We start from the raw sequence: 23,513 nt of genomic DNA, 5'->3' as shown, positions 1-23,513 counted from the left end.
CTGCCCGCCGCCGAGCCCGAGGTCGAGGCCGCGCCGCTGCTGCCCGACCTGCGGCTCGTGCGCGGGGACGGGGGCGCGCTGAGCATCGAGCCCGCCGAAACCTCGCGCCCCCGGCTGCGGCTGGACGCGGCGATGGTTCACAAGGCCGCGAGCGAGGGCTTCGCGCCCGAGCTGCTGGTCCGGGCCCGGGCGCTGCTGGCGGCGCTGGAACAGCGCGGGCACACGCTGGCGCGGATCGGCGACTGGCTGGCCGAACATCAGGCGGGCTTCTTCCAGCTGGGTATCGCGGGCCTTCTGCCGGCGACGCGGCAGGACCTGGCCGGGGCGCTGGGGCTGCATCCCTCGACCGTGGGACGGGCGCTGGCGGGCAAGGCCATCGACATCGACGGACGGCTCTGGCCGCTGGGGGTCCTGTTCTCGACCGGGCTGCCCACGACCGAGGGCGTCGTTTCGTCGCGGGTGGTGCAGCGGCGCATCGCCGAGCTGATCGCCGCCGAGCCCCATGGCCGCCCGCTGTCGGACGAATCCCTTGCCGGATTGTTGCGTGAGCAGGGCGTTGACATCGCCCGGCGAACTGTCGCCAAATACAGGCAAGGCTTGAGAATTCCCGGCACGGCAACGCGCCGGAGAATGGCTGCGGCGCGGCATCGAGACTGAGCCCGCGCCGTCAGGTCATATCGGCGGAGATGCCCGCGGTCACGTTGGCCGCGGGGCATCCGTCACCAGAAGGAGAGGTTCATGCGGTACCAGATCAGCGGAAAGCAGATCGACGTTGGCGAGGCGCTTCAGACGCACGTCAAAAGTGAGCTGGGCAATGTGATGGAGAAGTATTCGCAACGTCCGACCGACGCGAATATCGTCTTTTCCCGTGACGCGCACGCCTATGTCTGCGAATCGACCGTTCACCTCAGCACCGGCCTGACCGCTCAGGCCAAGGGCCAGGCCAACGACATCTATGCCGCTTTTGACGCCTGTTGCGAGCGCATGGACAAGCAATTGCGCCGCTACAAGCGCCGTCTGAAGGACCATCACCGCGACCGGCCGGCGCCGGTTGAATTCGGTGGGGCATCCGCGTATATCCTCGCGTCTGACGACGGGTCGGAAGGCGATGAGCCCGATACGCTGGCGCCGATGATCATTGCCGAGATGGAGACGCGCATTCCGTCGATCTCGGCCGGTGAGGCGGTCATGCAGATGGAGCTTTCGCATACCCCGGTTCTGGTGTTCCGCAACGAGCGGCACGGCGGGCTCAATGTGGTCTACCGGCGCGAGGACGGCAACATCGGCTGGATCGACCCGCAATAACATGGTCCGGCCTCCGGGGTTCGCATAACCCCGGAGGCCGGCGCCCTTAGCGACGTGAGGCAAGAGCGCGTATGGAACTGGCCCATCTGTTGACCCCCGGAGCGATCCGGGTCTGCAACGCCGTGAAAAGCAAGAAGCGCCTTTTCCAGGACCTCGCTGAAACCGCCGCCGCCGCCCATGGGCTGGACGAGGCGGTCGCCATCGACGCGCTGCAGGAACGCGAAAGCCTGGGGCCGACCGGCGTAGGGCATGGTGTGGCGCTGCCCCATGCGCGCATCGACGGTATCGAAAGCGTGCGCGGCGTCTTCATCCGTCTGGACCGGCCGCTCGATTACGGCTCGGTCGACCGGGCGCCCGTCGATCTGGTCTTTGCCCTCTTTGCCCCCCGCGACGCGGGGGTCGAGCATCTGAAAGCCCTGGCGCTGGTCTCGCGCACGCTGCGCGACCCCGCCGTCTGCGCAAAGCTGCGCGCCAATGAAGAGACCGACAAGCTCTTCGCCATCCTCACCCAGCAGACCGATACCAAGGCCGCCTAAAACGGCACTGGTGCCCTGAAGGTCAGCGCCGCGCCCGTCATCGGGTGGCGCAGGCGCAATTCCTCGGCATGCAGCATGAGGCGCGGGTGGTTCAGCGCCGCGCCCGTGGCATAGAGCGGGTCGCCCAGGATCGGGTGGCCCATTTCCAGCATGTGGACCCGCAGCTGGTGGCTGCGCCCGGTCAGGGGTTTCAGGACCACGCGGGTGTTCTCGCCCTCGGTCCGCAGCACTTTCCAGTCGGTCTGCGCCGGTTTGCCGATCTCGTGGTTCACATGCTGCTTCGGCCGGTTCGGCCAGTCGACGCAGAGCGGCAGGTCGATGCGGCCCTGTGCCTCGGCCGGATGGCCCGAGATCAGGGCGACATAGCGCTTCTGCGTCTTGCGGTGTTCGAATTGCTGGCCCAGATGTGCCTGCGCCTGCGGGGTCAGGCCGAAGATGATGACCCCCGAGGTGTCGCAATCCAGCCGGTGCACCAGCCGGACCTGCGGCAGCATGGCCTGCAGGCGGGTGATCAGGCTGTCCTGCTTGCCCTCGCCCTTGCCCGGCACCGACAACAGGCCCGAGGCCTTGTCGATCACCAGAAGGTCGTCATCCTGATACAGGACCACGGGATCGCCGGGGGGCGGGTTGTAGGGCATCTCGATCATGGCCCGTGCCTAACGCGGCGGGCCCGATCAGTCCAGCGGGCGCAGGAGCTTGCGTTCGAGGGGCGCCAGCACCCCTTTCAGCGTGCCGCCGCGTTTCAGCACCTGCCCCTCGGGTCCGAACAGGGCGTAGAGCCCCTGCTTGCCCCTGAGCGCCGGGATTTTCTCGACCCGATAGAGCGGGTTCTCGGCAGCGCGGCGGAAGATGGCGAAGACCGCGCGATCCCTCAGGCACGAGATGCCGTAGTCGCGCCACAGACCCGCCGCGACGAACCGGCCATAGACCGAAAGGATCTGGCCCAGTTCGAACCGGTCGAAGCTGACCTGTTCGGGATAGGCGGATCCGCTGGGCACAAAGCGTTGCACGTTCATGACAAAAGGGTGACGCCGGGGCGCGGCGAAATCAAGTCCCCGGTCCTGGCGGCTGGCATTTATCGCCGAAAGACCCCCGGCTTGCCCCGGCTGTGCCAAGGTTTCGCCCGCTTCACCGGCGATCCTGAACCCACGTGGAAAGGACGGTCGCCCCTGACGGACCCCCATCCGGCGGGACCGCGACCGGCAAGTCAGGGACCGGGCGCGTGGTTGGCGCCCGGTCTCATCGCTTGGTCTCGATCAGCCGCAGGTGATAGCGACGACGCGCTGGCGGTTCTCGCCATCCACGACGACATTCACCCGCGAGGGGTTGTGATCCATGGTCACCGGGTCGCCCTCGGCATAGACCCGCACCGGGCCCGAGGCCGGGAAGGGCGAGGGCGCGACGGATCCCACGAAGCCCTGCAGGCTGGAGGCGCCGCAGGTATCGCCCGGGGTGGTGACGCGCGCAGGTTCGTTCGGCGCCGGGTCGGGTTCATAGCTGGGCACGGTGATGGTCGGTTGCGGGCGCGTTTCGACCGGCGCGGGCGGCGGCGCCGGGGCGGCGATGGGCGCGCGCGAATAGGGTGCGCCGGACGGCATGTCGCAGGCAGCGACGAGGATCAGCGCGGCGAGTGGCAGAAGCGGTTTCACGGTCGGCATTCCTTTCCCTCAACGATGGTGCTTGTCCCTCAACAGTGATGCCTGGCGCCCGTGGCGCCACTGGACAGCTTGGGATCAAACCAATATCTCGCGACAATGACCCAGAAAAAGCATGACCCCAACAGTAAAGTGATCGCCGAGAACCGGCGGGCGCGCTTCGATTACTTCATCGAGGACGATCTCGAGTGCGGAATCATGCTCATGGGGTCCGAGGTGAAATCGCTGCGCGACGGCGGGGCGAACATCGCCGAGAGCTATGCCTCGGTCGAGGAAAACGAGCTGTGGCTGATCAATGGCGCCATCGCTCCCTATGCCCAGGCCAAGACCTGGGGGCACGAGGAACGCCGCAAGCGCAAGCTGCTGGTCAGCAAGAAAGAGCTGGCGAAGCTCTGGGCGGCGACGGCCAAGCAGGGCATGACGCTGGTGCCGCTGGTGATGTATTTCAACGACCGCGGCATGGTGAAGCTGAAGATCGGCATCGCCAAGGGCAAGAAGAACCACGACAAGCGCGAGACCGAGGCCAAGCGCGACTGGGACCGCCAGAAGCGGCGCCTGTTGAAAGAGCAGGGCTGAGCCCGCTCAGGCCAGCTGCAGCATCACCAGCCAGTCGGCGGCCAGCGCCGGGCGGCTTTCGCCCTCGATCTCGACCTTGGTGGCGAGGCGCAGCAGCAGCCCGCCCGGCCGTTCCTCGACCCCTTGGAGGGTGAACCGGGCGCGGATGCGGGCGCCCGCGCGGACCGGCGTCAGGAACCGCACCTTGTCGAAGCCGTAATTCAGGCTGGCACGGACCGGCGGGAAGGGGATCTCGGCGGTTTCGAACAGGCGGCTCAGCATCGACAGGGTCAGATAGCCATGGGCAATGGTGCCGCCGAACGGGGTGTCAGCAGCGCGCTCCGGGTAGATATGGATGAATTGCCGGTCCTCGGTCACCTCGGCGAAGGCGTCGATCCGCGCCTGATCCAGGGCCACCCAGGGCGAGAGACCGATCTCCTGCCCCACCCGTTCCGTCAACGCCTGCATGCCGCCCCCCGCTCTGTCGGCGGCATCCTGTCATGACGGGGCGGGGTCCGGAAGGGGGCCTCAGATCTTGAGGAAGGGCTGCAGCAGCCGCGGGATCAGCCCGTTGAAGCGCAGCGGCGCGTCGGTCACCGCCAGGCAGATGCAGGGATCGCCCGCCTCGGCGATGGGCGTGTGCTCCAGCGCCTCGTCGGCGGTTTCGACGTCGCCCCGGGCGAAGCGGTCGGTCTCGTCCCGGAAGGCGCCTTGCAGCACCAGCGTCAATTCCGTGCCGCGGTGCCCGTGATCCGGCACCGCGGTGCCGCCCGGGATGTAGAGGAGACGCGCGCTGGCCCCCGAGGCCGTCGGCAGGATCGCCTGCCGCACGCCGCCCCCGACCGGACGCCAGCGCACCGCCTCGGCATCGCCGCCGACATAGGCGCGCAGCGGCTCGGGGAAGAGGCCGGGGGCGGGGCGGGAAACGGGCCGTGCCTCGGGCGCCGTGCCAGTGATCCGGGCCAGCGTCGCGGTCAGCGCGCCCTCGGCCATCGGCACGGCTTCCTGCCGGTCCAGCAGCGCGCCGCCCACGGCATCCTGCGCCGCCAGCCGGGCGCGGCATTCGTCGCAGAGCGAGACATGCGTCGCGACCAGCAGGCTGAAAGCCTCGGGCAGGGTGCCGGCGGAATAGCCGGTCAGCAGCGCATCAGAGAGATGATGACGGATCATCGCGTGGTACCTCAGGTCAATTTCTGGCGCAGCTTTTCCAGCGCCAGACGGATGCGCGACTTGATCGTGCCCAGCGGAAGGCCGGTGGCCGCGGCAATCTCGGAATGGCTGAGATCACCGAAATAGGCCCGCTCGATCAGCGCGCGTTGTTCTTCGGGAAGCTGGGCAAGCGCTTCGCCCAGCCGTTGGCTATCCTGTTGCAGGGCCAGCGCGTCGGCCTGATCGGGCTCGGGCTCGGGTCCCCAGGGCAGGTCCTCGGGCTCGGGCCGCCGGTCGCGGCGCAACAGGTCGATGCGGCGGTTGCGGGCGATGGTGAAGATCCAGGTCGCCACGCTGGCCCGCGCCGGGTCGAACTGCCCCGCCTTGCGCCAGACCGTCGCCATCACGTCCTGCGCGCAATCCTCGGCCTGTGCCGCCGTCGCGCCGGATTTCATCAGGAACGCCTTAAGCCGCGGCGCGAAATGCGCGAAGAGGGCGGCAAAGGCGGCCTGGTCGGCGTGGCGGGCGACGGCCAGCATCTGCGCGCAATGCCGCGCGCCGTCGTCGTCGATCGTCACCTGGTGCCGCTCCTTCGTGACAGGCCGTGCCGCGATGCGCTGCCTTGGGGGCAGCACCGGCCGGGGCATTGTCGTCTGATCGGGCATCGCTTGCAACATGCCCCCACTACGCGGCGCCTTCCGGGCCGGATCACCGGCGCGCGCGAAAAATGCGCGCCCGCGAAAAAATTCGTGGCGGAGTGCATCCAAACCCCGCTTTGCCCCGTACCTCCTGCAAACCAGCAGGAGTGACAGATGCCCTTCGAACCCCACACCCATTCCCCCCGGTGTATTGCCGTGATCGGTGGCGGCATCTCGGGCATGGCCGCCGCCTGGCTGCTGGCGCCGGGCCACCGCGTCACGCTGATCGAGGCCGAACCGCGGCTGGGCGGGCATGCGCGCACGGTTCTGGCGGGGCGGAACGGCGACCAGCCGGTGGATACGGGCTTCATCGTCTTCAACCACGCGAATTACCCCAACCTCACCGCGATGTTCGAGGCGCTGGAAGTCCCCACTGCCCCCGCCGCGATGAGCTTCGGCGCCTCCTTCGACAACGGCGCCTGCGAATATGCGCTGGCGTCCCTCGATACGTTGTTCGCCGCGCGCCGCAATCTGGCCGATCCGCGTTTCCTGCGCATGGTCCGCGATATCCTGCATTTCAACGCCAATGCCGAGAAGGCCGCGCAGGACCCGGGCCTCAGCATCGGCGGGCTGATGGACAATCTCGGCATGGGGCGCTGGTTCCGCGAGCGCTATATCCAGCCCTTCTCGGGCGCCATCTGGTCGACCCCCAAGGCCAAGATCATGGATTTCCCGGCCCGCGCCATGGTCCAGTTCTTCCGCAACCACGCGCTGCTGTCGAATGGCGGGCAGCACCAATGGTATACCGTCAGGGGCGGCTCCATCGAATACGTCCGGCGGCTGGAGCGTGACCTCATCGCCCGTGGCGTGGCGCTGCGCCTCGGCACCGGCGTGGCGGGCGTGCGCCGCACCGCCACCGGGCCCGAGGTCCGGGTGCAGGGCGGCGAGTGGGAGGCCTTCGACGAGGTGATCTTCGCCACCCATTCCGACACCACGCTGAGCCTGCTCGCCGATCCCAGCCAGACCGAGCGCGTCTCGCTCTCGGCGATCCGCTATCAGGACAACGATTCGATCCTGCATTGCGACGCCTCGGTCATGCCGAAGCGTCGCAAGGTCTGGTCCTCCTGGACCTATACCGAGCATTCGGCCGAGGATCGCGACCGCATCAGCCTGTCCTATTGGATGAACTCGCTGCAGCCGATCCCGGCCGAGGATCCGATGTTCGTGACCCTGAACGCCACGCGCCCGATCCGGGAGGAGCTGATCTATGACCAGAACACCTTCCGCCATCCGGTCTTCGACCTGGCCGCCTTCGCCGCGCAGGACGTGCTGAAGGTGCTGAACGGCCACCGCAACACCTGGTTCTGCGGCGCCTGGATGCGCAACGGCTTCCACGAGGACGGTTTCGCCAGCGCCGTCGATGTGGTGGCGAAGATGGGCCAGCCGCTGGCGCAGGAGGCGGCATGAGCACGGTCGAGCATATCGCCGGGCGCACCTTTCACGGGCGGGCCGGAGCGCTGGTGAACCGCTTCGCCTATGGCGTCGATTACCTGCTGATCGACGCCGAGGCGAGGCAGAGTGCACCCTGGCTGCTGTCGCGCAACCGGGCCAACCTCATGTCCCTGCACGATACCGATCATGGCGGTGAACGCGGGCGCGGTCAGGGCGCCGCCTGGGTGCGCGCGGTGCTGGCCGATGCCGGGGCGCCGCCGGTCGGGCGGATCGACCTGCTGGCCCAGCCGCGCGTCCTGGGCCACGTCTTCAATCCGGTCAGCTTCTGGCTGTGCCACGATCCGTCGGGCGCGCTGATCTGCGTGATTGCCGAGGTGAGCAACACCTTCGGCGACCGCCATTCCTATCTCTGCCGTCGCGACGATTGGGCGGTGATCACGGCCGAGGATTCGCTGCAAGCGCAGAAGATCTTCCATGTCTCGCCCTTCCAGCCGGTCGAGGGCGAATACCGCTTCCGCTTCGACATCCGCGCCGATGCCATCGCCATCCGCATCGCCTATGGCCATGCCAAGGGCGGCCTCGTCGCCACGCTCACCGGGTTGCGCAAACCCGCCACCGCGCCCGGGCTGATCGGTGCCATGCTGCGCCGCCCGCTGGGCTCGCGCCGGGTGCTGGCGCTGATCCACTGGCAGGCGCTGAAACTGTGGTGGAAGGGGGCGGTCTATCGCCCCCGTCCCACCCCCCCTGTCGAGGAGGTCTCGCGATGACCCCGATCCTGTTGACCCTGCTGGCGGTGCTGATGGTGCTGCTGATCGCCCGCCGCTTCCTGGGCTTCACCGCCCAGCAGCCCGGCGATTACGCGGCAATGTCGCCCCAGCTGGATATCCGCCGCCACCTTTCGGGGCCTTTGCTCTGCGAGGGGGTGATCTATGGCCCGACCGGCCGCGTCACCTCGCGCTTCGTGGCCGAGATGGAGGGCCGCTGGGACGGCAACCGCGGCGTTCTGGACGAGACGTTCCGCTACGCCAGCGGCGAAACCCAGCAACGGCAATGGCGCCTGACGCTCGGCAATGACGGCGCCATCAAGGCCGAGGCCGATGACCTCACCGATCCCGGCCGCGGCCGTCAGGAAGGCGCCGGGCTGCAGCTGCAATACCGCATCCGCCTGCCCGACCATGCCGGGGGCTGGGTGCTGGACGTGACCGACTGGATGTACCTGATGGAAAACGGCACCATCATCAACCGCAGCCAGTTCCGCAAGTTCGGCGTCAAGGTGGCCGAGCTGGTGGCGACCATGCGGCAGGTGCCGGCGTGAAGGACCAGCGCTGGTGGCTGATCGGCGCCTCCGAGGGGCTGGGCCGGGCGCTGGCCACCGCCATGGCGGCCGAAGGCGCGCGGCTCATCCTCTCGGCCCGGGGCGAGGAAAGGTTGCGGGCACTGGCCGGTGACCTCGATGCCAGGGCGCTGCCCCTCGATGTGAGCGACCCCGCCGCGGTCGCCACCGCAGCCGAGGCCGCCGGGCCGGTCGACGGGCTGATCTATCTGGCGGGCGCCTATTGGCCGATGAAGGCGAAGGAATGGGACAGCGCCCGGATCGAGACGATGCTCGATGTGAACCTCAATGGCGCGGTGCGGGTGCTGGGCCATGTCCTGCCCGGCATGATCACGCGCAACCAGGGGCGCGTGGTGCTGACCGGCTCGCTGGCGGGGTTCCGGGGCCTGCCCGGCAGCCTGGGTTACGGCCAGTCGAAAGCCGCTCTGATGAACCTCGGCCAGTCCCTGCAGGCGGATCTGCGGGGAACGGGCGTGCGGGTGCAGCTGGTCAATCCGGGCTTCATCCGCACCCGGCTGACCGATCGCAACGATTTCTCCATGCCGTTCCTGATGGACCCGGACGAAGCCGCCGCCCATATGCTGCGCGCCATCCGCTCCGGGCGGCCCGCCACCTCGTTCCCGACGGTCTTTTCCTGGCTGTTCCGCGCCGGACGGCTGCTGCCGACCCCGCTCTGGAACCGGCTCTTCGCCCGATCCTGAGCGCCGGGCTGACGCCCCCTTGCACGCGCGGGTCATCGGCGCGATGCTGGAGCCACGGACAGGAGACAGCGATGACGCCCGAAATCAGCATCAAGAAGGTGGTCCATATCATCTTTCAGGCCCGCGAACGCGGCCGCCCGGGCGAAGTGCACGCCTTCATCGACGCGCTGAACGATGATGAGAAGGCGCATCTGGTGGCGATCGCCTGGGTCGGCCGTGGCGCCTTCGAACCCGAGGATTACGCCGAAGCGCTGCAAACCGCCTTCGCCGAGGCGACGACGCCGACCGCGGACTACCTGATGGGCATGCCGCATCTGTCGGAGAATCTGGAAGCGGGACTCGAGGCGCTGGAGATCGACGTGACCGAGGCGGAAGAGGATTTCTACGACCGCTGAGATCTCTATGACCGCTGAGACTGGCCCCCGGGCTCGGCCGGGCAAGGAGGGGGCGCTGCCCCCTCGCCGCATGCGCGGCTCACCCCCGGGATATTTAAGGAACAAAGATGGGGGCTTAACGAGTTGCTAACCATCATCTTCGTTCTTCAAATATCCTGCGGGGGGTGAGGCCGCAGGCCGAGGGGGGCGCAAAGCCCCCCTTTCTGTTTCACCGCGCGAAGGGATCCGCCAGCGCGGGCAGGATGGTGCCGGTGCAATCGCCGAAGCCGATCGTATAGCCCTCGCCCTTGCACTGGCCCTTCAGGGTCAGCGTGTCGCCGTCCTCGAGGAAGGTCCGGGTGGCGCCGCCGGGCAGGGTCAGCGGTTCCTTGCCGCCCCAGCTCAGTTCGATCAGCGAGCCGCGGCTGTCCTTGGTCGGCCCCGAGATGGTGCCCGAGCCCAGGAGGTCGCCCACCCGCATCGGGCAGCCCGAGGTGGTGTGATGCGCCAGTTGCTGGGCGGCGGAGTAATACATCTCGCGGTAGTTGGTGCGGGCGATCTCGGTCGGGGCGCTGCCTTCGGGGGCCAGCTCGACCGAGAGCTCGATGTCGTAGAGCATCGGCCGCGGTTCCTCGAGATACGGCAGCAGCGGTTTCTCGCGGGCGGGCGTCGAGGCGCGGAAGGCGCCGAGCGCGGCCTTGGTCACGATCCAGGGGCTGATGGTGGTCGCCGTGGCCTTGGCCTGGAACGGGCCCAGCGGCACGTATTCCCAGGCCTGGATGTCGCGCGCCGACCAGTCGTTGAGCAGCACATAGCCGAAGATCATGTCATCGGCCTCGGCCACCGTCACCGGCCCGGACGAGGGTTTGCCGACCACGGCGCCCATTTCCAGTTCCAGATCGAAGCGCACGCAGGGGGCGAAGCGCGGGGCCTCGTCCTGCGGGCCCTTCAGCTGGCCCCAGGGCCGGCGCACCGGCGTGCCCGAGACCACGACCGAGGAAGCGCGGCCGTTATAGCCGATCGGGATATGCAGCCAGTTCGGCGGCAGCGCGTTCTCGGGGCCGCGGAACATGGTGCCGACGTTGAAGGCGTGGTTTTTGCCGGCGTAGAAATCGGTGTATTCGGTGACCTGGAAGGGCAGGTGCAGCCGCACCGCGCTCAGGGGATGCAGATAGGCGGCGAGCTGGTCCTGGGTCTCGGCGCCTTCGCGCAGATGGCCCATCAGCGCGCTGCGCAGCTTCTCCCAGACCGTCTGTCCGGCTTCCATCAGCGGGTTCCAGGCCCCGGCTTGCAGGAGCGGCCGGTCGGCCAGATGCAGCAGCCCCGCCTTCTCCATGCCCGCCACGTCCAGCACCTGATCACCGATCGCCACGCCGCAGCGGGGCGCCGTGCCCGGGGTCGAGAAGACGCCGCAGGGCAGGTTGTTGAGCGGGAACGGGCAGGCGGGGTCGTTGGCCGCGGTCAGCCAGGAACGGATAAGGGTCATGAAAACTCCAGCGATTGTCGTCCTGTAGGATGGGCAATATTGCCCATCCTACAAGGGGTCAGTCCTTGATACCGGGCGTGCCGTCGAATTTCTTCTCCAGCGTGGTCCAGCAATCGAGGTAATTGTCCTGCAGGGGCGCCTTGGTCGCGGCCCATTCCGTCAGGTGCTGCGGGAAGCGCGTCTCGAACATGAAGGACATGGTGTTGTCCAGCAGATGCGGCTTCAGTTCCACGTTCGAGGCGCCCTCGAAAGCGTCGCGGTCCGGCCCGTGCGGCAGCATGCAATTGTGCAGGCTCAGGCCACCCGGCTGGAAGCCCTGGGGCTTCGCGTCATACTGGCCGTAGATGTTGCCCATCAGCTCGGACATGATGTTCTTGTGATACCACGGCGGGCGGAAGGTGTTCTCGGCCACCATCCAGCGTTCGCGGAACAGCACGAAGTCGATGTTCGCCGTGCCCTCCTGCCCCGAAGGCGCCGTCAGCACGGTGAAGATCGAGGGGTCCGGGTGGTCGAACAGGATCGCGCCGACCGGCGAATAGGTGCGGAGGTCGTATTTCACCGGGCAGTAATTGCCGTGCCAGGCCACCACATCCAGCGGCGAATGGCCGATGAAAGTCTCGTGGAACTGGCCGCACCATTTGATGACCACGCGCGAGCGCACTTCCTTGTCCTCGAAGGCGGCGACCGGCGTCTTGAAATCGCGCGGGTTGGCGAGGCAGTTAGCGCCGATCGGCCCGCGGTTCGGCAGGTCGAATTTCTGGCCGTAATTCTCGCAGACGAAGCCGCGCGCCGGGCCGTCCAGCACTTCGACCCGGTACACCAGCCCGCGCGGCAGGATGGCGATTTCCTTCGGCTCGAGGTCAATGATCCCCATCTCGGTGCAGAACCGCAGGCGCCCTTCCTGCGGCACCACCAGCAGTTCCGAATCGGCCGAGTAGAAATATTCGTCCACCATCGAGGCGGTCACCAGATAGACATGGCTCGCCATGCCGACCTGGGTGTTGACGTCGCCCGCCGTGGTCACCGTGCGCATGCCGGTGATCCAGCTGTAGCTCTCGCCCTTGCCCGGCATCGGGATCGGGTCCCAGCGGTACTGGCCCAGGCTGATCACGTCGGGCAGCACATGCGGCGCGGTTTTCCAGCCGTCGACGGCGATCTTGGCGAAGCGGCCGGTATGCTTGACCGAGGGGCGGATGCGGTAGCACCAGGTCCGCTCGTTCTGGCCGCGCGGCGCGGTGAAGGCGGTGCCCGAGAGCTGCTCGGCATAGAGCCCGTAATTCACCTTCTGCGGCGAGTTCTGGCCCTGCGGCAGGGCGCCCGGCAGCGCCTCGGTTTCGAAATCGTTGCCGAAGCCGGGCATGTAGCCCTCATGCGGGCCGGTGACCGAGGGGGCGCGGATCATGCCGATGGGCAGGCTCTGGTCGTTCATGGCGGTCTCCTCGCTGGAGCGTAATGGGTCATCTGGGGTGCATCAATAATTTATTGCACATGCAACAAAGTCAAGGCCCCGCGGCGGATCTGTGGACCGGGGCAGCGACACCGCGCCGCGGGGCAGATTGATTTCGCCCGTCAAGTGTGGTCGGCTGGCCGCCACCTCCCCTGACCCTCGAAATTGACCGCGCATGACCGACGCCAACGCCTTCGACCTCAACACCTTTCTGCCCTACCGCCTGAACGCGGTGGCGGGCCGCATCAGCCGGGCCTTTGCCGAGCGCTACCGCGAGGAATTCGGCATCTCGATCCCGGAATGGCGGGTGCTGGTGCATCTGCATCAGGGCGGCGATGTCTCGGTCCGGGACGTCGAGGCGCGGGTCGATATGGAGAAATCCAAGGTCAGCCGCGCCGCCTCTCGGCTGGAGGCGGCGGGCTATATCACCAAGGCGGTGAATGACAGCGACCGGCGGCTGCTGCTGCTGAGGCTCACGCCCGAGGGCGAGGCGCTGGTGGCGCGGCTTCTGCCGGTGGCGATCGGCTATCAGGAAGAGATGAAGGCCCGGCTCGGCCCGCTGGTCGAGGGGCTGGAGGCAGGGATCGCCGCGCTGCTGGACGATCCGAAATGATCCGCGCGCTGGCGCTGATCCTGTCCTGCCAACTGGCGGGCGAGGTCGGCGCCCGCTTCCTGTCGCTGCCCGTGCCGGGGCCGGTGCTGGGCATGGCGCTGCTCTGGGGGCTTATGGTGCTGTTGCCCCGGGTGGCGGAGGCGGTGATGCCGGTGGGCGAGGGGATCCTGCGCCACCTGTCGCTCTTGTTCGTCCCGGCGGGCGTGGGGGTGGTCGGGCATCTGGACCGGCTGGGGCCTCAGGCGCTGGCGCTGGGCGCGGCGATCCTGATTTCCACGGCGCTCGCCATCGCTGCCGGGGCGCTGGCCTTCACGCTGGTGGCGCGGCTGACGGGGTCGCGCGATGCGTGACGTGGCCGATATCTGGTCCTACCTCGCGCAGGGGCCGCTTCTGTGGCTGACGCTGACGCTTCTGGCCTATGCGCTGGCCGATCTGACGGCCGAGGCGCTGGGCCGCCCGCCGCTGGCCAATACGGTGCTGATCTCGGTCGTGCTGCTGGGGCTGATGCTCTGGGCCACCGGCACGCCCTATGCGACCTATTTCGAAGGCGCGCAATTCGTGCATTTCCTGCTGGGCCCGGCCACCGTCTCGCTGGCGGTGCCACTTTACCGGCAGGGCGCCCGGCTGCGGCGGGCCGTGCTGCCGGTGCTGGCCGGGGTGGCGACGGGGTCGGTGGTGGCCATGGTCTCGGCCCTCGCCATCGGCCGGGCGCTGGGGCTGGATCTGGCGACGCTGGCCTCGCTCGCCCCCAAGAGCACCACCGCGCCGGTTGCCATCGGCATCGCCGAGGGTCTGGGCGGCTCGCCGACGCTGGCCGCGGTGCTGGTGATCCTGACCGGCATCACCGGCGCGCTGATCGCCACGCCCTTGCTCAACGCGCTGCGGCTGCGGGACTGGCGGGCGCGGGGGCTGGCGGTGGGCACGGCGGCGCATGGCATCGGTACGGCGCGGGCCTTTCAGGTGCATCCGACGGCGGGCGCCTTCGCCGGGATCGGCATGGGGCTGAACGCGATCCTGACGGCGCTGCTGGCGCCGGTGGTGCTACGGCTCTTCCTGTGAGGCGGCGCGCGGGTGGCGGACCCGGGGGCGCTGCCCCCGGACCCCCGGGATATTTGAGGAACAAAGATGGAAGGCGCGCGCGGCGGCTGCCCTGTCGCGCTTGAGCCGGGGGGGCGGGTCGGTGCCGTGTTAACCTTGATGCTTGATTGAGGCGGACTCTTTGCGCGTCAAATATCCCGGGGGGTGAGGCCGTCAGGCCGAGGGGGGCAGCGCCCCCCTTTCTTCGCCGCCCGCGCTGTGGCAGAGGTCAGCAAAACGGAGGCGCCGATGGCCGATTATCCTGCCCTTGCCCAAACCATCCGTGCCCTGACCGAGGGCGAGACCGATGTGGTGGCGCTGATGGCGACGCTCGCCTGCGAGGTGCATCATGCTGACGACCGCTTTGACTGGACCGGGTTCTACCGGGTCGTGGCACCGGGGCTGTTGAAGATCGGGCCGTATCAGGGCGGCCATGGCTGTCTGGTGATCCCCTTCGAGCGCGGCGTCTGCGGGGCGGCGGCGCGCACGCGGCAGGTACAGCTGGTCCCGGATGTCGAGGCTTTCCCCGGGCATATCGCCTGTTCCTCCTCGACCCGGTCCGAGCTGGTCTTGCCGGTTTTCGACGGGCGGGGCGATGTGATCGGCGTCTTCGACATCGACAGCGACGCGCCCGATGCCTTCACCGAAGAGGACGCACGCGCGTTGGCGGCGATCCTCAAGGAAACCTTTGCGGGAGTCTGACATGGTGCATCTGTGGGTCCGGGCCGAGCAGCGGCCGAACGAGGAACGCGTCGGGCTGACGCCCGAGGGCGCCGCAGCGCTGATCGCCAAGGGCTTCCGCGTGACCATCGAGGACAGCCCGGTGCGGGCCCTGCCCTTGGCGCCTTACCTCGCGGCGGGGTGCGAGCGCGCGCCCTATGCCAGCTGGCCCGAGGCGCCGTCCGACGCCATCGTCTTCGGCCTGAAGGAGCTGCCCGAGGACGGGACGCCGCTCAGGAACCGCCACATCCTGTTCGGCCATGCCTACAAGGGCCAGCCTGCGGGGCCTGCCTTGCTGAAACGCTTCCGGGACGGGGGCGGCACGCTCTATGACCTCGAATCGCTGGTGGACGAGCGCGGGCGGCGGGTCGCGGCCTTCGGTTATTGGGCGGGCTTCGCGGGCGCCGGGGTCAGCGTCAAGGCCTGGGCGGCGCAGCAGGCGGGCGGGATCTGCCCCCCGGTCCATCGCTATGCCGACAAGGAGGCGATGATCGCCGATCTGGCCGCTGGCCTCGCCGGGCGCAAACCCACCGCCCTGATCATCGGCGCGCTGGGCCGGGTCGGCACCGGCGCGGCGGATCTGCTGGAGGCGCTGGGCCTTTCCGTCACCCGCTGGGACATGGCCGAGACCGCGAGCGGCGGGCCGTTCCCCGAGGTTCTGGCGCATGACCTCTTCTTCAACTGCATCCTGGCCCGGCCCGGCTGCCCGGTCTTCGTGCCCGCCGATGCCGGGACGCGCGCGCGCCGGTTGACGGTCATCGGCGATATCGCCTGCGATCCGGGCAGCGCCTATAACCCGGTGCCGGTCTATGACCGGGCGACGGATTGGGCCGAGCCGGTGCTCCGGGTGGCGGAGAACCCGCCGCTCGATGTCATGGCCATCGACAACCTGCCCTCGCTGCTGCCGGTCGAATCCTCGGAGGATTTCGCGGCGCAGCTGCTGCCGCATCTGCTGGGCCTGGATGCGCTGGAGCAGGGCGTCTGGGGCCGGGCCCGGGCCGAGTTCGAACGCTTCGCAGGTTAAAAAAACAACCTCCGGGTCTTTCCAAGGACCCGGATCGCAGGCATAGAGGACGGCTCGACCATTTTGTCGGGCGATTGTTCTCGGAATTCACCCATGTCTGCCGCCGCTCAAACCGGCTTCCTCGCGAATGCCCGCTCCGTCCTCGTCCTCGGCCTGCCGCTGGTTGGCAGCCATGTCGCGCAATTCCTGCTGCATGTCACCGATACGGTCATGCTGGGCTGGTACACCGTCACCGATCTGGCGGCGGGGGCGCTGGGGGCGACGGTGTTCTTCGTCATCTTCACGCTGGGCATGGGCTTTGCCCAGGCGGTGATGCCGATGGTGGCGACCGCTGCCGCCGCGGGCGACGATACCGAGGTGCGGCGAGTCACCCGGATGGGGATCTGGCTGTCGCTGGCCTTCGCGGCGGTGGCGCTGCCGCTGTTCCTGTTCTCGGGCTCGCTGCTGGCGGTGCTGGGGCAGGAGCCGGATGTGGCGCTGGTCGGTGGCGGCTATCTCTCCATCGTCGGCTTCGGTCTGGCGCCGGCGCTGGTGGCCATGGTGATGAAAAGCTACCTCGCGGCGCTGGGCCGGACGCAGGTGGTGCTCTGGGCCACCATCGCCGGGGTCTTCGTCAATATCGGCGTCAACTGGCTGCTGATTTTCGGCAATTTCGGCTTCCCCGAGATGGGCGCGCGGGGTGCTGCCGTGGCCTCGGTCCTGGTGCAGATCGTCACGCTGGTGGTGCTGATGGTCTATGCCATCAGCCTGCCGTCCCTGAAGCATTACCAGCTGCTGGTCCGCTTCTGGCGCCCCGATTGGGTGGCGCTGCGGCGGGTCAATGCGCTGGGCCTGCCGATCGGGCTGGCGCTCTTGGCCGAGACGGGGCTTTTCGCCGCCTCTGCGGTGATGATGGGCTGGCTGGGCAAGAACACGCTGGCCGCGCATTCCATCGCGCTGGAGATCACGGCGCTGTTCTTCATGGTCCATCTGGGGCTTTCGAACGCGGCGACGGTGATGGTCGGCCGGGCGCGGGGGCGGGGCGATGTGGCGGCGCTCAGGTCCGGGGCGCTGGCCGCGGTGGTCCTGTCGCTGGGCTTCGCGCTGGCGACGATCTTCGTCTACTGGATCTTTGCCGAGCAGATGGTGGGTCTGTTCCTGAAACCCGACGATCCCGAGCGCGCGGCGATCATCCCGCTGGGCGTGACGCTGCTGATGGTGGCGGCGCTGTTCCAGTTCGCGGATTCGGGGCAGGTCATGGCCATGGGCCTGTTGCGGGGCATCCAGGACACCAAGCAGCCGATGGTCATTGCCGCCGTTTCCTACTGGCTGGTGGGCCTGCCCTGCGGTTACGGGCTGGGCTTCCTGCTGGGCTGGGAGGGGGTCGGGATCTGGCTGGGGCTGGTCATGGGGCTGACCACCGCCGCGCTGGCGCTGCATGTGCGGTTCTGGCGCGCGGTCTGAGACCGCAGCCACAGGATCTGCGCCAGCAATTCGCGCGGGCTCTGACAGCGCAGGATGTCGCGGATCATCGCGGCATCGCCCCGGAGCCCGCGCCAGAGGCCCTGCTTCGCGGCTTTCCAGGGGCTCGCCACCCCGGGCCAGTCGATGATCTGCACCCTGAGGCCCGCCGCCTTCATCGCCCGGTTCAGAAATACCTCGAAGCCGAAGCGCGGCAGGCCCGGCAGGTCAGGCGCCATCGCCTGCAGCAGGGCCACGGGCAGCACCCGCTCGCCGCTGATGTAATCGACGCCGAGCGCCCGCCAAAGCCCCGGCGCATTGCCCCTGAGCGAGATCGTGGCCTCGGCCTGCCCCTCCAGCACCGGGGTGGCGAGGCGGGTCACGTCCTCGGCCGTCAGTCCCAGCAGATCGGCGTCCAGCAGCAGCGCATGCTCGCCCGTGAGCGCCGCGATCCCGGCGGCCAGCGCGGCGGTTTTGCCGCCGTTGACGGGCATCTCCAGCACCTCGGCCCCCAGCCTGCGCGCCACGCCCGGCGTGCCGTCGGTGGAGCCGTCGTCGATGACCAGCAGCCGGTCGATCAGCGGATGGTCCTGCACCGCGGCCAGCACGCCGGGCAGCCGCGCGGCTTCGTTCCAGGCGGGGATCAGGCAGGTGAGGCGGGTCATGCCTCGCTCCGGTGGGCGCGGTGCAGCCAGACCATGAGCAGGATCACCGCCAGCGCCACCACGGCGACGATGGCGCGGTCCATCCAGACCTCGGCATGCTGCCAGCGGTCGCCCAGCCACCAGCCGAGCGCCACGAGGGCGCTGCTCTTGATGATCGTGGCGCCCAGATTGACCAGCAGGAAGCGCGGGAACGGGTAGCGCGTGGCGCCCGCCGCCAGCAGCACGGCGAAGCCCGCGCCATGGGTCAGCTTGGCGATGACCAGAAGCCGGGCGCCATGGTCCTGCATCTCTCGTTTCAGGCGGTCCTGCAGCTTGGTGTTGCGGGTCATGCGCGCCCGCAGCCGCTGCGGCAGCAGCCGCCCGCCGCGCCGCCCGGCGCCATAGAGGATCGCGTCGCCCAGAAGGTCGGCGGCGATCACCACGACCAGCAGCGCCGGCAGGCTGACCAGCCCGTGCCCGGCCAGATAGCCGCCCAGGATCGAGACGATCGGCCCCTCGATCAGCGCCAGGGGGGTGAGGATCGCCAGCCCGTATTGATGGACCAGGGCCAGAAGTTCGGCGTTATCCATTATTCCGCAACAGACATCTGTCCTTTTCTGTCCGGCTCGGGCTTGGTCATCGTCGTGCCGCGCCACTCGAAACCGCGCCGGGCGAAGGTGGCGATCCACAGCGCGGGCAGCATCAGGTCGCGCAGCGGCAGCACGGCGAGGTCACGCCAGCCGCCCGGCCAACCGGCGCGACGGATCAGATAGGCTTCGGCCAGATACCAGATCGCCAGATAGGCCAGCGCGAACAGCGGCCCGGCGGCCAGCAGCGCCAGCAGGAACGGCGCGAGCGCCCCGTTGAGGAACTCCAGCGCGAAGAGGCCGGGGAAGGCGTCGCGGCGCACCCGGCTCCAGCGCAATTGCCGGTCCCAGACCTGCCGCAGGCTGCGCTTGCCGATGGGCTGGGCGAAGGGCAGCGGCGCCAGCGTCACCTCCAGCCCCAGCGAGCGGGTCATCCGGGTGGCGGTCGCATCCTCGGCCATATAGGCGCCGAGCGCGGTGAAGCCGCCCGCCCGGTCGACCAGCGCCCGGTTGAAGAACATGGTCTTGCCCTGCGCATAGCCGCTGCCCAGGCTGTCCGAGGCGTATTGCAGCCGCGCCTGGTTCGAGTTCAGCACGGCGCATTCCAGATGCCCGCCCCAGCCCTCGGGCCGGATGCCCCGCGGCGGCGAGGAAACCAGGCCGGTGCCCGCCCCCCAGGAACCGACCACGGTGCTCAGGTAGTCGGGCGGCAGCAGCAGGTTGGCGTCGGTGGTGCAGATCCAGTCCGAGGCGGCGGCGTTCCAGCCTTTCCACAGGTTGTTCAGCTTGGGATTGCCGGTCACCGCGTCGAAACCGATCATCAGCCGCGCCGGAACCTGCGGATACCGGGCCATCAGGCGGCGCAGCAGGGGCACGGCCGGGTCGTCGGCGTCCTGGGCGCAGAAGATCACTTCATAGTCCGGGTAATCCTGCGTGAACGAGCTTTCCAGCGTCTCGGCGTCGAAAGGGTCCAGCCCGCAGACCGGCCGCAGCAGCGTCACTGTCGGCCTGCCGATGCCGAAGGGCAGGTGGCGGGGGTGGTTCAGCCGGTGCAGGTAGAGGGCGACACTCGCCAGATGCAGCCCCAGAAGGGTTGCGGCGCCGAGGGCAAGCAGCAGGGACATCACGCCTCCAGCAGGTCGGGGGTCGCGGTCTGCGGGACGCGCGCGGGTTCAGGCGCGGTGACCAGCCGAAGGCGGCCGTCGAAAGTCTCCACCAACCCACTTAGGCTATCCACCCAATCGCCGCAATTGGCATATACCAGCCCGTGATCGGCGTGCAGCCCGGCGATGTGGAAATGGCCGCAGATCACCCCGTCGACGCCCTCTGCCCGGGCCAGATCCACCAGCCGCCGCTCATGCGTACGGCCCAGGTGCATCAGCGTGTTCAGCCAGGCCAGCAGCCCTTCGATCGTGCTGCGGGCCTCGGTCCCCGGCGCCGAGCGCGACAGGCGTTGCAGGCGCCGGTCCACCAGCCTCAGCGCATGGTCGATGCGGCTGCCGAGGCGGGTGAAGACATGGGCCCGGAAGATCCGCGCGTCGATCTGGTCGCCGTGGATCACCAGATAGCGGCGGCCGTCGGCGGCTTCGTGCAGATGGGTCTCGACCGCCTCGACCCGGGGTCGCTTGGCTTCGGGCGCGCGCTCGGGGAAGGGGTCGTGGTTGCCGCGCAGATAGATCAGCCGCGCGCCTTGGGCCTGCCGGGCGTTCAGATGGTCGATCACCGCCTGATCGGCGCCGGTCCAATGCGGCAGCAGCGGCTGCCAGAGGTCCAGCACATCGCCCGCCAGCACATAGGTCTGGGCCGGGTTGGCCATCAGGAATTCGAGGATCCTCTCGGGCTGGGCACCCAGCGCGCCCAGATGCAGATCGGAGAGGAAAAGCGTCCGGCAGGGCTGCGGCATCGGGAACGGGGCAGAGCGGTCGGGCATTCTGAACCTGCGGTCGCTACGGTCGCGCGCAACTTGCCCGGGGCGGGAAACGGTCGCGTGACGGAATCATGACGCTTCTGCAACGCAGCATAAACCAGAGAACGATCCCGCCCAGCCGAAAAAAGGATCTGCGGCGCACGATATCTTTACCCTCCGCGCGGGGACGGCCCCAGGTGATTCGCGTCATCCCGCCTGTGCCGGGCGCGGGTCTGGCCCGGCCGGAGAGGGGCGCGCGCCGCTGGCCGGTCAGGCGAAGGAGGCGCGAAAGCGTCAGGAAACACAGGCCGAAGGGGCAGGGGAGGCGCCCGTCAGCAGGCGCGGCGCGGGGGCCTGAAACGACCGAAGGCCCGGGCGTTGCCGCCCGAGCCTTCGGAAGAAAGTGGTGAGCCGGACAGGGATCGAACCTGTGGCCAACTGATTAAAAGTCAGTTGCTCTACCGCTGAGCTACCGGCCCACGATGCGAGGCTAACTAGAAAGAACTGTCGCCGGGGTCAAGGCGAAAGATGCCTTTTTTTCAGATGGACTTGCAGGTCGCCCGATCGCGACGCCGCGTCCCTCAGCCGGTGGTCAGCATATAGCCCTCGCCGCGCACCGTTTGCAGGTAGCGCGGGCGGCGCGGGTCGGCCTCGAGCTTGCGTCTCAGGCGGGTGATCTGCACGTCGATGGCGCGCTCCTGCGCCACCTCGGCGCCAAGGCCCCGCTCGCGGCCCAGCTGGTCGACCAGCGCCTCGCGGCTGACCACCTGACCGTGTTTCGCGGCCAGCACCTTCATCAGCGCCGATTCGGTCTGGGTCAGGCGCACCGGGTCGCTGCCGTCGCGCAGATCGCCGGTCTCGATCTCGTAGCGCAGGCGCCCCAGCATGAGGACCGGTTGCTGGGTCTGGTCCGCCTCGGGGCGCGGGGTGCGGCGCAGGATGGCGTTGATCCTGAGCACCAGTTCGCGCGGCTCGAAGGGCTTGGACAGGTAATCGTCGGCGCCCGCCTCGAAGCCGGTGATGCGGTCCTTCGCCTCGCCCCGGGCAGTCAGCAGGATCACCGGCGTCGCCAGCTCGCCCCTGAGCCAGCGGGTCAGGGCGACGCCGTCCTCTCCGGGCATCATCACGTCGAGGACCATCAGGTCGAAGGCCAGCCCCGACAGCAGCCGCCGGGCCTGCGCCGCGTCGCGCGCGGCGGTCACCATGAAGCCCTGCTTCATCAGATACCGCTTCAACAGGTCGCGGATCCGTTCGTCATCGTCGACGATCAACAGATGCGCCGGCTGGTCACTCATGCTTTGCCGTCCTTCAGCGCCAGATATTGGGCGCGGATCCCGTCGTCCATCATCGCCTCCAGCACCTGCCGGAACCCCGCCACCGCCTGCGGCCCCGCCGCGCGATAGGCCGCGCGCATCCGCGCCCGCTGCGCCTCGGACAGCTGGCGCTCCAGCTCGGCGCCCGCGGGGGTGAGATAGAGGTGCCTCTCGCGCCGATCCTCGCGCCCGACGCGCGATTCGACCAGCCCGTCTTCGATCAGGGTGCGCAGCACGCGGTTGAGGGATTGCTTGGTCACGCCCAGCACGGCCAGCAGGTTGTTGACCGTGGTCCCTCGCGAGCGGTTGATGAAATGCAGCGCCCGGTGATGGGCGCGGCCATAGGCGAGTTCATCGAGGATGCGGTCGGGATCGGCCGTGAAGCCGCGATAGGCGAAGAACATCGCCTCGATCCCCTTGCGCAGCTGTTCGTCGGTCAGGAACAGCAGGTTCTCGCCGCCCGTGGTCCCGTCAGCCATCCTTGCCTCCCGTTCCGGTCAGCCCCTGTTTATGTCAGCCTTGTTGACTTTCCAAGAATCAATTGTTAGCAACCCGGCGGGTTGACGCAAGATTATGTCCAGTTTGAACGTAACCGACGCAACAATCGGAAAATTCTGTGCCTGAGGAGGCGACGATGGCCGGCGCGTATGACGACAGAGACGGATACATCTGGATGGATGGGGCGCTGGTGCCCTGGCGCGACGCCAAGGTCCACATCCTGACCCATGCCATGCACTACGCCTCGTCGGTGTTCGAGGGCGAGCGCTGCTATAACGGCAAGATCTTCAAGAGCCGCGAGCATTCGGCCCGGCTGATCGAATCCGGGCGCCTCCTGGACATGACGATCCCCTATACCGTCGACCAGATCGAGGAAGCCAAATACGCCATGCTCAAGGCCAATGGCTGGACCGACGCCTATGTGCGCGCGGTCGCCTGGCGTGGGGCGGGGCTGGACATGGGCGTCTCGGCGGCGCGCAATCCGGTGATGCTGGCGGTCGCGGGCTGGGAATGGGGCGCGTACTACGGCGACGCCAAATGGCAGGGCGCCAAGCTCGACATCGCCAAATGGAAGCGCCCCTCGCCCGAGACGATCCCGACGGCGGCCAAGGCGGCGGGCCTCTACATGATCTGCACCATGTCCAAGCACGCGGCCGAGGCCAAGGGCTGCTCGGACGCGCTGTTCATGGATTACCGCGGCTATGTGGCCGAGGCGACCGGGGCCAATGTGTTCTTCGTCAAGGACGGTGTGGTGCACACGCCGCTGGCGGATGCTTTCCTCAACGGCATCACCCGGCAGACGGTGATCGGCATGCTGAAGGACATGGGGCTGGAGGTGCAGGAGCGCCACATCATGCCCGAGGAGCTGTCGTCCTTCTCGGAATGCTGGCTGACCGGCACCGCGGCCGAGGTCACCCCGGTGGGGCAGATCGGCGAGTTCCATTTCCAGGTGGGCGACCTGACGCGGAAAGTGTCGGACACCTACGAGAAGCTGGTCCGCGCGTGACGGAGGAAGGGGGGGGGGGGGGGGGGGGGGGGGGGGGGGGGGGGGGGGGGGGGG

The 23,513-nt window shown here is 68.4% G+C and carries 29 protein-coding genes, 1 tRNA gene and 1 pseudogene; 16 read left to right on the top strand and 15 right to left on the bottom strand.

The features are described 5' to 3' along the window. The 3 genes and pseudogenes from VDQ18_RS14305 to VDQ18_RS14295 all read left to right on the top strand — a co-directional run. A pseudogene (locus VDQ18_RS14305) lies at window positions 1–657 on the top strand (hypothetical protein); the annotation flags it as partial. A gap of 81 nt (window positions 658–738) precedes the next feature. After that, window positions 739–1,305 (top strand): ribosome hibernation-promoting factor, HPF/YfiA family, encoded by a 567-nt coding sequence (hpf, locus tag VDQ18_RS14300; protein ID WP_107751459.1) that lies wholly within the window; start codon window positions 739–741, stop codon window positions 1,303–1,305. Between the two features lie 71 nt (window positions 1,306–1,376). Continuing rightward, entirely contained in the window at window positions 1,377–1,841 is a 465-nt protein-coding gene (locus VDQ18_RS14295; protein WP_323021593.1) for a PTS sugar transporter subunit IIA, read from the top strand. On the opposite strand, the gene VDQ18_RS14290 is transcribed toward VDQ18_RS14295, so the two are convergent. The 3 genes from VDQ18_RS14290 to VDQ18_RS14280 all read right to left on the bottom strand — a co-directional run bounded on the left by VDQ18_RS14290 (window position 1,838) and on the right by VDQ18_RS14280 (window position 3,490). Then, on the bottom strand, window positions 1,838–2,488 hold the full coding sequence (locus tag VDQ18_RS14290) for an RluA family pseudouridine synthase (protein WP_323021592.1): 651 nt from the start codon (window positions 2,486–2,488) through the stop codon (window positions 1,838–1,840). The genes VDQ18_RS14295 and VDQ18_RS14290 overlap by 4 nt on opposite strands. 27 nt (window positions 2,489–2,515) lie before the next feature. Further along, a complete protein-coding gene (locus VDQ18_RS14285) occupies window positions 2,516–2,857 on the bottom strand; it encodes a DUF2794 domain-containing protein (RefSeq protein ID WP_323021591.1) in 342 nt (113 codons plus the stop codon). Window positions 2,858–3,097: 240 nt separating this feature from the next. Further along, window positions 3,098–3,490, bottom strand: coding sequence for an I78 family peptidase inhibitor (locus tag VDQ18_RS14280; protein ID WP_323021590.1), 393 nt, complete (start codon window positions 3,488–3,490; stop codon window positions 3,098–3,100). 105 nt (window positions 3,491–3,595) lie between these two features. Between VDQ18_RS14280 and smpB the strand changes: the two genes are divergently transcribed. Continuing rightward, complete coding sequence (smpB, locus tag VDQ18_RS14275; protein ID WP_107751454.1) at window positions 3,596–4,072, top strand: SsrA-binding protein SmpB; 477 nt, start codon at window positions 3,596–3,598, stop codon at window positions 4,070–4,072. Between the two features lie 6 nt (window positions 4,073–4,078). Here the strand turns inward: smpB and VDQ18_RS14270 are convergent, their stop codons facing one another. From VDQ18_RS14270 to VDQ18_RS14260, 3 genes are read right to left on the bottom strand one after another with little or no spacing between them, the layout of a single operon-like run. Beyond that, the gene (locus VDQ18_RS14270) at window positions 4,079–4,519 is read right to left on the bottom strand and encodes a MaoC family dehydratase (protein ID WP_323021589.1); all 441 of its coding nucleotides are present in this window, start codon (window positions 4,517–4,519) and stop codon (window positions 4,079–4,081) included. A gap of 60 nt (window positions 4,520–4,579) precedes the next feature. Then, window positions 4,580–5,221 carry a ChrR family anti-sigma-E factor gene (locus VDQ18_RS14265; RefSeq protein ID WP_323021588.1) on the bottom strand — a complete coding sequence of 214 codons (642 nt, stop codon included), beginning with the start codon at window positions 5,219–5,221 and terminating at the stop codon, window positions 4,580–4,582. A gap of 11 nt (window positions 5,222–5,232) precedes the next feature. Continuing rightward, window positions 5,233–5,739 (bottom strand): sigma-70 family RNA polymerase sigma factor, encoded by a 507-nt coding sequence (locus tag VDQ18_RS14260; protein WP_323021594.1) that lies wholly within the window; start codon window positions 5,737–5,739, stop codon window positions 5,233–5,235. 273 nt (window positions 5,740–6,012) lie between these two features. Here VDQ18_RS14260 and VDQ18_RS14255 point away from each other — a divergent pair, with 273 nt between their 5' ends. The 5 genes from VDQ18_RS14255 to VDQ18_RS14235 all read left to right on the top strand — a co-directional run bounded on the left by VDQ18_RS14255 (window position 6,013) and on the right by VDQ18_RS14235 (window position 9,719). After that, a complete protein-coding gene (locus VDQ18_RS14255; RefSeq protein WP_323021587.1) occupies window positions 6,013–7,305 on the top strand; it encodes an NAD(P)/FAD-dependent oxidoreductase in 1,293 nt (430 codons plus the stop codon). Continuing rightward, window positions 7,302–8,057: a DUF1365 domain-containing protein gene (locus VDQ18_RS14250; protein WP_323021586.1), complete on the top strand. Its 756-nt coding sequence runs from the start codon at window positions 7,302–7,304 to the stop codon at window positions 8,055–8,057. The genes VDQ18_RS14255 and VDQ18_RS14250 overlap by 4 nt, the downstream gene beginning before the upstream one ends. After that, window positions 8,054–8,605 (top strand): DUF3833 domain-containing protein, encoded by a 552-nt coding sequence (locus VDQ18_RS14245; RefSeq protein ID WP_323021585.1) that lies wholly within the window; start codon window positions 8,054–8,056, stop codon window positions 8,603–8,605. Before VDQ18_RS14250 ends, VDQ18_RS14245 begins: the two co-directional genes overlap by 4 nt. Beyond that, window positions 8,602–9,324 carry an SDR family NAD(P)-dependent oxidoreductase gene (locus VDQ18_RS14240; RefSeq protein WP_323021584.1) on the top strand — a complete coding sequence of 241 codons (723 nt, stop codon included), beginning with the start codon at window positions 8,602–8,604 and terminating at the stop codon, window positions 9,322–9,324. Before VDQ18_RS14245 ends, VDQ18_RS14240 begins: the two co-directional genes overlap by 4 nt. Window positions 9,325–9,395: 71 nt before the next feature. Then, complete coding sequence (locus VDQ18_RS14235) at window positions 9,396–9,719, top strand: DUF3775 domain-containing protein (protein ID WP_323021583.1); 324 nt, start codon at window positions 9,396–9,398, stop codon at window positions 9,717–9,719. Between the two features lie 208 nt (window positions 9,720–9,927). Here VDQ18_RS14235 and fahA read toward each other — a convergent pair whose 3' ends face one another. Together fahA and hmgA are read right to left on the bottom strand one after the other, a co-directional pair. Continuing rightward, window positions 9,928–11,184 carry a fumarylacetoacetase gene (gene fahA, locus VDQ18_RS14230; protein WP_323021582.1) on the bottom strand — a complete coding sequence of 419 codons (1,257 nt, stop codon included), beginning with the start codon at window positions 11,182–11,184 and terminating at the stop codon, window positions 9,928–9,930. A gap of 58 nt (window positions 11,185–11,242) precedes the next feature. Next, window positions 11,243–12,613: a homogentisate 1,2-dioxygenase gene (hmgA, locus tag VDQ18_RS14225; RefSeq protein WP_323021581.1), complete on the bottom strand. Its 1,371-nt coding sequence runs from the start codon at window positions 12,611–12,613 to the stop codon at window positions 11,243–11,245. Between the two features lie 193 nt (window positions 12,614–12,806). On the opposite strand from hmgA, the gene VDQ18_RS14220 reads away from it, so the two are divergent. The 6 genes from VDQ18_RS14220 (at window position 12,807) to VDQ18_RS14195 (ending at window position 17,508) form a co-directional block, all read left to right on the top strand. Continuing rightward, on the top strand, window positions 12,807–13,244 hold the full coding sequence (locus VDQ18_RS14220; protein ID WP_107751443.1) for a MarR family winged helix-turn-helix transcriptional regulator: 438 nt from the start codon (window positions 12,807–12,809) through the stop codon (window positions 13,242–13,244). Continuing rightward, entirely contained in the window at window positions 13,241–13,594 is a 354-nt protein-coding gene (locus VDQ18_RS14215; RefSeq protein ID WP_323021580.1) for a CidA/LrgA family protein, read from the top strand. Before VDQ18_RS14220 ends, VDQ18_RS14215 begins: the two co-directional genes overlap by 4 nt. Then, the gene (locus tag VDQ18_RS14210) at window positions 13,587–14,303 is read left to right on the top strand and encodes an LrgB family protein (protein WP_323021579.1); all 717 of its coding nucleotides are present in this window, start codon (window positions 13,587–13,589) and stop codon (window positions 14,301–14,303) included. Before VDQ18_RS14215 ends, VDQ18_RS14210 begins: the two co-directional genes overlap by 8 nt. 267 nt (window positions 14,304–14,570) lie before the next feature. Then, a complete protein-coding gene (locus tag VDQ18_RS14205) occupies window positions 14,571–15,023 on the top strand; it encodes a GAF domain-containing protein (protein WP_323021578.1) in 453 nt (150 codons plus the stop codon). 1 nt (window position 15,024) lies between these two features. After that, a complete protein-coding gene (locus VDQ18_RS14200; RefSeq protein ID WP_323021577.1) occupies window positions 15,025–16,065 on the top strand; it encodes a saccharopine dehydrogenase in 1,041 nt (346 codons plus the stop codon). A gap of 93 nt (window positions 16,066–16,158) precedes the next feature. Further along, window positions 16,159–17,508 (top strand): MATE family efflux transporter, encoded by a 1,350-nt coding sequence (locus VDQ18_RS14195; protein ID WP_323021576.1) that lies wholly within the window; start codon window positions 16,159–16,161, stop codon window positions 17,506–17,508. On the opposite strand, the gene VDQ18_RS14190 is transcribed toward VDQ18_RS14195, so the two are convergent. The 7 genes from VDQ18_RS14190 to VDQ18_RS14160 all read right to left on the bottom strand — a co-directional run bounded on the left by VDQ18_RS14190 (window position 17,394) and on the right by VDQ18_RS14160 (window position 22,434). After that, window positions 17,394–18,170, bottom strand: a complete 777-nt coding sequence (locus tag VDQ18_RS14190) for a glycosyltransferase (RefSeq protein ID WP_323021575.1) — start codon at window positions 18,168–18,170, stop codon at window positions 17,394–17,396. The genes VDQ18_RS14195 and VDQ18_RS14190 overlap by 115 nt on opposite strands. After that, window positions 18,167–18,739 carry a DedA family protein gene (locus VDQ18_RS14185; RefSeq protein ID WP_323021574.1) on the bottom strand — a complete coding sequence of 191 codons (573 nt, stop codon included), beginning with the start codon at window positions 18,737–18,739 and terminating at the stop codon, window positions 18,167–18,169. The genes VDQ18_RS14190 and VDQ18_RS14185 overlap by 4 nt, the downstream gene beginning before the upstream one ends. Beyond that, window positions 18,739–19,854: a ceramide glucosyltransferase gene (locus VDQ18_RS14180; RefSeq protein ID WP_151654237.1), complete on the bottom strand. Its 1,116-nt coding sequence runs from the start codon at window positions 19,852–19,854 to the stop codon at window positions 18,739–18,741. The genes VDQ18_RS14185 and VDQ18_RS14180 overlap by 1 nt, the downstream gene beginning before the upstream one ends. A gap of 5 nt (window positions 19,855–19,859) precedes the next feature. Further along, window positions 19,860–20,666 (bottom strand): UDP-2,3-diacylglucosamine diphosphatase, encoded by an 807-nt coding sequence (locus VDQ18_RS14175; RefSeq protein ID WP_323021573.1) that lies wholly within the window; start codon window positions 20,664–20,666, stop codon window positions 19,860–19,862. Between the two features lie 380 nt (window positions 20,667–21,046). Beyond that, window positions 21,047–21,121: transfer RNA gene (locus VDQ18_RS14170), tRNA-Lys, on the bottom strand. A 102-nt stretch (window positions 21,122–21,223) separates the two neighbouring features. After that, window positions 21,224–21,937 carry a response regulator gene (locus tag VDQ18_RS14165; RefSeq protein WP_323021572.1) on the bottom strand — a complete coding sequence of 238 codons (714 nt, stop codon included), beginning with the start codon at window positions 21,935–21,937 and terminating at the stop codon, window positions 21,224–21,226. Then, window positions 21,934–22,434, bottom strand: coding sequence for a MarR family winged helix-turn-helix transcriptional regulator (locus VDQ18_RS14160; RefSeq protein WP_107751434.1), 501 nt, complete (start codon window positions 22,432–22,434; stop codon window positions 21,934–21,936). The genes VDQ18_RS14165 and VDQ18_RS14160 overlap by 4 nt, the downstream gene beginning before the upstream one ends. Before the next feature lie 155 nt (window positions 22,435–22,589). Here VDQ18_RS14160 and VDQ18_RS14155 point away from each other — a divergent pair, with 155 nt between their 5' ends. Further along, complete coding sequence (locus tag VDQ18_RS14155) at window positions 22,590–23,459, top strand: branched-chain amino acid aminotransferase (protein ID WP_323021571.1); 870 nt, start codon at window positions 22,590–22,592, stop codon at window positions 23,457–23,459. Window positions 23,460–23,513: the final 54 nt, after the last annotated feature.

The sequence above is a fragment of the Pararhodobacter sp. genome (assembly GCF_034676075.1).
Classification (GTDB): Bacteria; Pseudomonadota; Alphaproteobacteria; order Rhodobacterales; family Rhodobacteraceae; genus Pararhodobacter.
The sequence above is the reverse complement of the archived record's forward strand: the minus strand, read 5'-3'. Positions and strand labels throughout refer to the sequence as shown.